The following is a 6618-nucleotide window of genomic DNA, read 5'->3' on the forward strand; positions in this document are numbered from 1 at the left end:
GAAGGCGGTAGTGAGATCACCACCGCCCTCAGCTCAGATCACACTTTCTTGTAAAGCTGACTACCTTCCTGCTTGAACCGCTCGGCCTGTTCCGCCAAACCCTGGGCGACATCGACATCCACCGCTTCAATACGCTGGTTGGCCGCGTACTCGCGCACTTCCTGGGTGATTTTCATCGAGCAGAACTTCGGCCCGCACATCGAACAGAAATGCGCGACCTTGGCCGAGTCTTTCGGCAGGGTTTCGTCGTGGTACGAGCGGGCGGTGTCCGGGTCCAGGCCGAGGTTGAACTGGTCTTCCCAGCGGAACTCGAAACGCGCCTTGCTCAAGGCGTTGTCGCGAATTTGCGCGCCTGGGTGACCCTTGGCAAGGTCGGCCGCGTGGGCGGCGATCTTGTAGGTGATGATCCCGGTCTTCACGTCATCCTTGTTCGGCAGCCCCAAGTGTTCCTTCGGGGTGACGTAGCAGAGCATGGCGCAACCGAACCAACCGATCATCGCCGCACCGATGCCGGAGGTGATGTGGTCGTAGCCCGGGGCGATGTCGGTGGTCAGCGGGCCGAGGGTGTAGAACGGCGCCTCGTCGCAGCACTCCAACTGCTTGTCCATGTTCTCTTTGATCAGCTGCATCGGCACGTGGCCCGGGCCCTCGATCATGCACTGCACGTCATGCTTCCAGGCGATCTTGGTCAGCTCGCCGAGGGTTTCCAGCTCACCGAACTGCGCTTCGTCGTTGGCGTCGGCAATCGAGCCCGGACGCAGGCCATCGCCCAGCGAGAAGCTGACGTCGTAGGCCTTCATGATTTCGCAGATGTCTTCGAAGTGGGTGTAGAGGAAGTTTTCTTTGTGGTGCGCCAGGCACCACTTGGCCATGATCGAACCGCCACGGCTGACGATGCCGGTGACGCGCTTGGCGGTCAGCGGCACGTAGCGCAGCAGCACGCCGGCATGGATGGTGAAGTAGTCGACGCCCTGCTCGGCCTGTTCGATCAGCGTGTCGCGGAACAGCTCCCAGGTCAGGTCCTCGGCCGCGCCGCCGACTTTTTCCAGGGCCTGGTAGATAGGCACGGTGCCAATCGGCACGGGCGAATTGCGGATGATCCACTCGCGGGTTTCGTGGATGTGCTTGCCGGTGGACAGGTCCATGACCGTATCCGAACCCCAGCGGATGCCCCAGGTCAGCTTCGCCACTTCTTCTTCGATGGAAGAACCCAGCGCACTGTTACCAATGTTGCCGTTGATCTTCACCAGGAAGTTACGGCCGATGATCATCGGTTCCAGTTCGGTGTGGTTGATGTTGGCTGGAATGATCGCGCGACCCCGGGCGATTTCATCACGCACGAACTCTGGCGTGATGACTTTCGGCACACTGGCGCCGAAGCTGTGGCCGGCGTGTTGCTGGTCGAGCAAGCCGGCGGCGCGGGCCACTTCCAGCTTCATGTTTTCGCGGATGGCGACGTATTCCATCTCGGCGGTAATGATGCCTTTGCGCGCGTAGTGCATCTGGCTGACGTTGGCGCCCGGCTTGGCACGACGCGGGTTGTTCACGTGGGCGAAGCGCAGTTTGGTCAGTTCGGGATCGGCCAGGCGTTCCTGGCCGAAGTTGGAGCTCAGGCCGGCCAGGCGCTCGGTGTCGCCACGGCTTTCGATCCACGAAGAACGCACATCGGCCAGGCCTTTACGCACGTCGATGATCACGTTCGGGTCGGTGTAAGGACCCGAGGTGTCGTACACCACCACCGGCGCGTTGATTTCACCGCCAAAATCGGTGGGGGTCACGTCGAGGCTGATTTCGCGCATGGGCACGCGAATATCCGGGCGGCTGCCCTGGACATAGATTTTTTGCGAGCGGGTAAAGGGCTGAACCGATTGCTCATCGACCTTGGCCGAATCACTGAGGTTGGTCGCGTTTTTTGATTTTGTCGTCATCACGGGCTCTCCAGACACACATCCAGGCAGTGGATTTTTGTCGGAGCGAACCTGTAACGAATGGACGCACCCTTGCACGACTGTGCGGATGCTGTGCTCGATGCTTGATGATGCTCGAGATCGAAAGTCGATTGTCGAACAACATCCCGGACGAAGCACAAGAGGACTCGCCGGGTGACGAGAAATCTTGTTCCCTACGCAGGCGCTAACCTGATCAGGTTCAACGGGATCCGAAATTATTCGATCTCAGCCTCATAGCAAGGCACCCCGACAAGAACCCGGCCAGTCTAGACACAACCACGACAGAACGCCATCGCGACGGCAAAAGGCGTGATGAATGGCGCATATACAGGATTGTTGCCATGGGCCTGCGCAACTACACTCGCTACGCCGCGCCTCTTGTGCGCACTCATCCGTGAAATAGGGATCGCCTCATGTTGCGCAAACTCTCACTGGCCCTTGCCGTGTCTTGTGCGTCCAATGGAATGGCCTGGGCTGCCGAAGCCCCCGTGACCACCAAAACCGACCTGGTGAGCGTGTATCAGGAGGCGGTGGATAACAACGCCGACCTGGCCGCCGCCCGTGCCCAGTATGGTGCCCAGAAAGAAGTGGTGCCCCAGGCGCGTGCCGGGTTGCTGCCCAACCTGTCGGCCGGTGCCGACCTGAACAACACCCGCACCGAGCTCGACGAGCCCGCCATGACCGCCACCCGCAGTGGCACGGTCTACCAGGCCACGCTGTCCCAGCCGATTTTCCGTGCCGATCGCTGGTTTCAGTTCCAGGCGGCCAAGTCGGTCAACGAACAAGCCTCGCTGCAACTCTCGGCCACTGAACAGAACATGATCCTGCAAAGCGCCGAGAGCTATTTCAATGTGCTGCGCAGCCAGGACAACCTGGCCTCGACCAAGGCCGAGGAAGCGGCGTTCAAGCGTCAGCTCGACCAGTCCAACGAGCGCTTCGACGTGGGCCTGTCGGACAAGACCGACGTGCTGCAATCCCAGGCCAGTTACGACACCGCGCGGGCCAACCGGATCCTCGCCCAGCGCCAGGTCGACGACGCCTTCGAAGCCCTGATCACCCTGACCAACCGTCAGTACAACTCGCTCCAGGGCATCGTCCATACGTTGCCGATCCTGCCGCCGACGCCGAACGATGCCAAAGCCTGGGTCGACACCGCGGCCAAACAGAATCTCAACCTGTTGGCCAGCAACTACGCCGTCGATGCCGCCGAAGACACCCTGCGTCAACGCAAGGCCGGCCACGCGCCCACCCTCGATGCCATCGCCCAGTACAAAAAAGGCGACAACGACGGCCTCGGCTTTACCAACCCCAGCCCGACCGGTCAGCGTTACGGCGGTGATGCCGAGCAACGCACCATCGGCCTGCAATTGAGCATCCCGATCTACAGTGGCGGGTTGACCAGCTCTCAGGTGCGCGAATCCTATTCGCAACTGACCCAGACCGAACAGCAGCGCGAGGCCCTGCGCCGGCAGGTGGTGGAGAACACCCGCAACCTGCACCGGGCGGTGAATACCGATGTAGAACAGGTCCAAGCCCGCCGCCAGTCCATCATCTCCAACCAGAGCGCAGTGGAAGCCACGGAGATCGGCTACCAGGTGGGCACGCGCAACATCGTCGATGTACTCGATGCCCAGCGTCAGCTGTACACCTCGGTGCGCAACTACAACAACGCCCGCTACGACTACATCCTCGACAACCTGCGGCTCAAGCAGGCAGCGGGTACTTTGAGCCCGTCGGATCTGCAGGACCTGTCACGCTATCTCAAACCCGACTACAACCCGGACAAGGACTTCCTGCCGCCGGACTTGGCGCAGGCAGCGGCGGAGCAACTGCGCTCGCGGCCGGCGCAATAACGACGATACCTTTGTGGCGAGGGAGCTTGCTCCCGCTGGATCGCGAAGCGGTCCCATTTCTAGTGGGCGCTTCGCACCCAAGCGGGAGCAAGCTCCCTCGCCACAACAGCGGTTCCCATAAGGGCAAAGATCACCGCCCAGCGAGCAACCGCCCCAACCCCTCCAGCAACCGCTGCAACGCGCCCTGATTGGTGCGCATCACCTTCAGGCCCGCCTCGGCCATGCGCTGGGCATCGCGGGGCAGTTCGAACAGGCGTTGTACCGCCAGGGCCAGGCTTTCGGCGTCTTCGACTTCCGCCAGCGCCCCGGCAGCCCGCAGTTGCGCGGCGATTTCGAGGAAATTGAACAGATGCGGCCCGCTGAGCACCGGTTTGGCCAGTGCCGCCGGCTCCAGCAGGTTATGGCCGCCGTTGGGCACCAGACTGCCGCCGACAAAAGCGCTGTCGGCCAGCGCGTAGAGAAACAACAGTTCGCCCATGGTATCGCCCAGCAGTACCGACGTCCGGGCAGTGACGGGCTGTGCGCTGGAACGCCGGACCGTGGCGAAACCTTCGCTTTCACACAATTGATGCACTGAATCGAAACGCTCGGGATGACGCGGCACCAGGATCAGCAACGCATCGGGATAACTGGCGAGCAACCGACGGTGGGCGGCCAGCACCACCTCATCCTCACCTTCATGGGTACTGGCAGCGATCCACACCGGGCGTTCCGTGGCTTGCCACTCATGGCGCAAGGCGCTGGCGTTTTCCAGCAATTGCGGATCGATGGTCAGGTCGAACTTGATCGAACCGGTGACCTCGACGGTTTGCGCCCGGGCACCCAACTGGAGAAAACGCTCAGCCTCGGCTTCGGTCTGGACAGCGAACAGGCTCATCTCGGCGAGCATCGGCCGGGTGAGTTTGGGCAAACGTGCATAACCGCGTGCAGAACGCTGCGACAGTCGCGCATTGGCCAAGGCAACAGGAATGCCGCGCTTGGCACATTGATGAATGTGGTTGGGCCACAACTCGGTTTCCATGATCACCGCCAGCACCGGGCGAACTCGATCAAGGAAACGGTTGGCCGCGCAGGGCAAGTCGTAGGGTAAATAGCAATGCTGGATGCGTGGCTCGTTGGCGAACAACGCCTGGATCCGCTCGGAACCGGTGGGCGTCATGCAGGTAATCGTGATCGGCAACTGTGGATAACGTTGCAGCAAGGCACGGATCATCGGCGCGGCGGCAATGCTCTCGCCCACCGATACCGCGTGGACCCAGATGCCTCCCGGCACCATCACCGGCAAGCCCCAGGAAAAACGCTCGCCGATGCGCCGCGCGTAGGCCGGCGCCTTGCGGGCCCGCAACCAGAGCCGAATCGCTACCAGTGGCAGCCCCAGATAAAACAATGCGCTATAGAGAGTTCTGTTCATGGCGGCGGAGTTTATCGGTTTTTCAGCCGATCGCCTGCAACTGCACGGCAAAACGTTCCGCCAGCCAGCGCGCGGCCGGGCCCAAAGGCTCGTCGCGGCGCCAGACCAGCTCCACCACCAGGGCCGGCGGGGTCCACTCACTGTTGAGCTCAACCATATCCCCCAGGTACGCCGGGTACTGCACCACATGCCGTGGCAGCCACGCCCAGCCCAGGCCGCTCCTCAGCCATTCGGCCAAGACGTAGAAACTGTCGGCGCGCCAGACCTGCGGGCTGGCCTGCTCACTTCCAGGGTAGACACTGGACTGGGTCGCCATGAGCAATTGCCGATGCCGGGCCATTTCCAGGCAGGTCACGTAACCATGGTTCGCCAGTGGATGGCCTCTGCCGCAGACCGTGACCATCTCGACGCTGCCCAGCACCCGGCGCTCCAGCGCCTCGGGGATCTGGTCGTGATAAAACAGCAACCCAAGGTCGGCGCGACGCTCCACCAGTTTGCGCGCCACATCACCTTGCGCGGCGCTGGCCAGTTGCACTTCGAGAGTCGGGAACCGTTCGGCCAGGGCCGCCAGGCTGTCGATGACCGGCTGATAAGGCATCGCCTCATCCTGAGCCAGGCGCAGCAGCGCCTCTTGACCGCGCATCAGGGCCAAGGCCCGGCCATTGAGACGCTCACACTGGCGCAGCACTTCCCGCGCCTCTTCCAACAAGGCCTCGCCGGCTTCAGTGAGCTTGGGCTGACGGCCACTGCTGCGCTCGAACAGCGTCACGCCCAGGTCGGCTTCCAACAACGCAATCGCGCTGCTAATGGCCGATTGAGCCTTGCGCTGGTCCCGCGCCACGGCGGAAAACGAACGTTTCTCGGCAACCCCGACAAACAGCCGCAGTTGATCCAGATTCCACTGAACACTCATGACGCAACCTATCTCCCATACCGATAGGTAATGACTTTACCGCATCTGACACCGCTCTAAAATGTCGACATCGAGTGACGCACCATTCAAGAGGATCTTCACCTATGAACGCTTACTACTACCTGGCCATCGCCATCTGCGCCGAAGTGATCGCCACCGTGTCGATGAAAGCGATCAAAGGCTTGAGCACACCCCTGCCCCTGCTGCTGGTCATCGCCGGCTACGGCATCGCATTCTGGATGCTGACCCTGGTGGTGCGCACCGTCCCGGTGGGCGTGGCATATGCGGTCTGGGCCGGGATGGGGATCGTCATGGTCAGTGTGGCGGCGCTGTTCATCTATGGGCAGAAGCTGGACGTGCCAGCGATGCTGGGGATGGCGTTGATTGTGCTGGGGGTGGTGGTGATCCAGTTGTTTTCCAAGACTGCCGGGCACTGAAAACACACTGATCATTAATTGGAATACCTTTGTGGCGAGGGAGCTTGCTCCCGCT

At 61.8% G+C, this 6618-nt stretch carries 5 protein-coding genes and 1 riboswitch; of the genes, 2 read left to right on the plus strand and 3 right to left on the minus strand.

Annotated elements, in window-relative coordinates; translation table 11 throughout:
- Positions 1–38 precede the first annotated feature (38 nt).
- Positions 39–1928, minus strand: a complete 1890-nt coding sequence (gene thiC / locus HU811_RS23455; RefSeq protein WP_092395700.1) for a phosphomethylpyrimidine synthase ThiC — start codon at positions 1926–1928, stop codon at positions 39–41.
- A gap of 174 nt (positions 1929–2102) precedes the next feature.
- A riboswitch (TPP riboswitch) is annotated at positions 2103–2208 on the minus strand.
- 154 nt (positions 2209–2362) lie between these two features.
- Between thiC and HU811_RS23460 the strand changes: the two genes are divergently transcribed.
- Positions 2363–3802, plus strand: coding sequence for a TolC family outer membrane protein (locus tag HU811_RS23460; protein ID WP_092395698.1), 1440 nt, complete (start codon positions 2363–2365; stop codon positions 3800–3802).
- Positions 3803–3932: 130 nt separating this feature from the next.
- On the opposite strand, the gene waaA is transcribed toward HU811_RS23460, so the two are convergent.
- Positions 3933–5213 carry a lipid IV(A) 3-deoxy-D-manno-octulosonic acid transferase gene (gene waaA / locus HU811_RS23465; RefSeq protein WP_186658361.1) on the minus strand — a complete coding sequence of 427 codons (1281 nt, stop codon included), beginning with the start codon at positions 5211–5213 and terminating at the stop codon, positions 3933–3935.
- Positions 5214–5235: 22 nt separating this feature from the next.
- Positions 5236–6126: a LysR family transcriptional regulator gene (locus HU811_RS23470; protein WP_092395694.1), complete on the minus strand. Its 891-nt coding sequence runs from the start codon at positions 6124–6126 to the stop codon at positions 5236–5238.
- A gap of 104 nt (positions 6127–6230) precedes the next feature.
- On the opposite strand from HU811_RS23470, the gene HU811_RS23475 reads away from it, so the two are divergent.
- Positions 6231–6563 (plus strand): DMT family transporter, encoded by a 333-nt coding sequence (locus tag HU811_RS23475; protein ID WP_047225891.1) that lies wholly within the window; start codon positions 6231–6233, stop codon positions 6561–6563.
- The last annotated feature ends 55 nt before the right edge of the window (positions 6564–6618 follow it).

This window comes from Pseudomonas tehranensis (assembly GCF_014268615.1).
GTDB classification, from domain to species: Bacteria; Pseudomonadota; Gammaproteobacteria; order Pseudomonadales; family Pseudomonadaceae; genus Aquipseudomonas; species Aquipseudomonas tehranensis.

Bases quoted from the DNA above. Each gene is read 5' to 3' on its own strand.
- thiC (WP_092395700.1), bottom strand. From the start codon at position 1,928: ATGACGACAAAATCAAAAAACGCGACCAACCTCAGTGATTCGGCCAAG.
- HU811_RS23460 (WP_092395698.1), top strand. From the start codon at position 2,363: ATGTTGCGCAAACTCTCACTGGCCCTTGCCGTGTCTTGTGCGTCCAAT.
- waaA (WP_186658361.1), bottom strand. From the start codon at position 5,213: ATGAACAGAACTCTCTATAGCGCATTGTTTTATCTGGGGCTGCCACTG.
- HU811_RS23470 (WP_092395694.1), bottom strand. From the start codon at position 6,126: ATGAGTGTTCAGTGGAATCTGGATCAACTGCGGCTGTTTGTCGGGGTT.
- HU811_RS23475 (WP_047225891.1), top strand. From the start codon at position 6,231: ATGAACGCTTACTACTACCTGGCCATCGCCATCTGCGCCGAAGTGATC.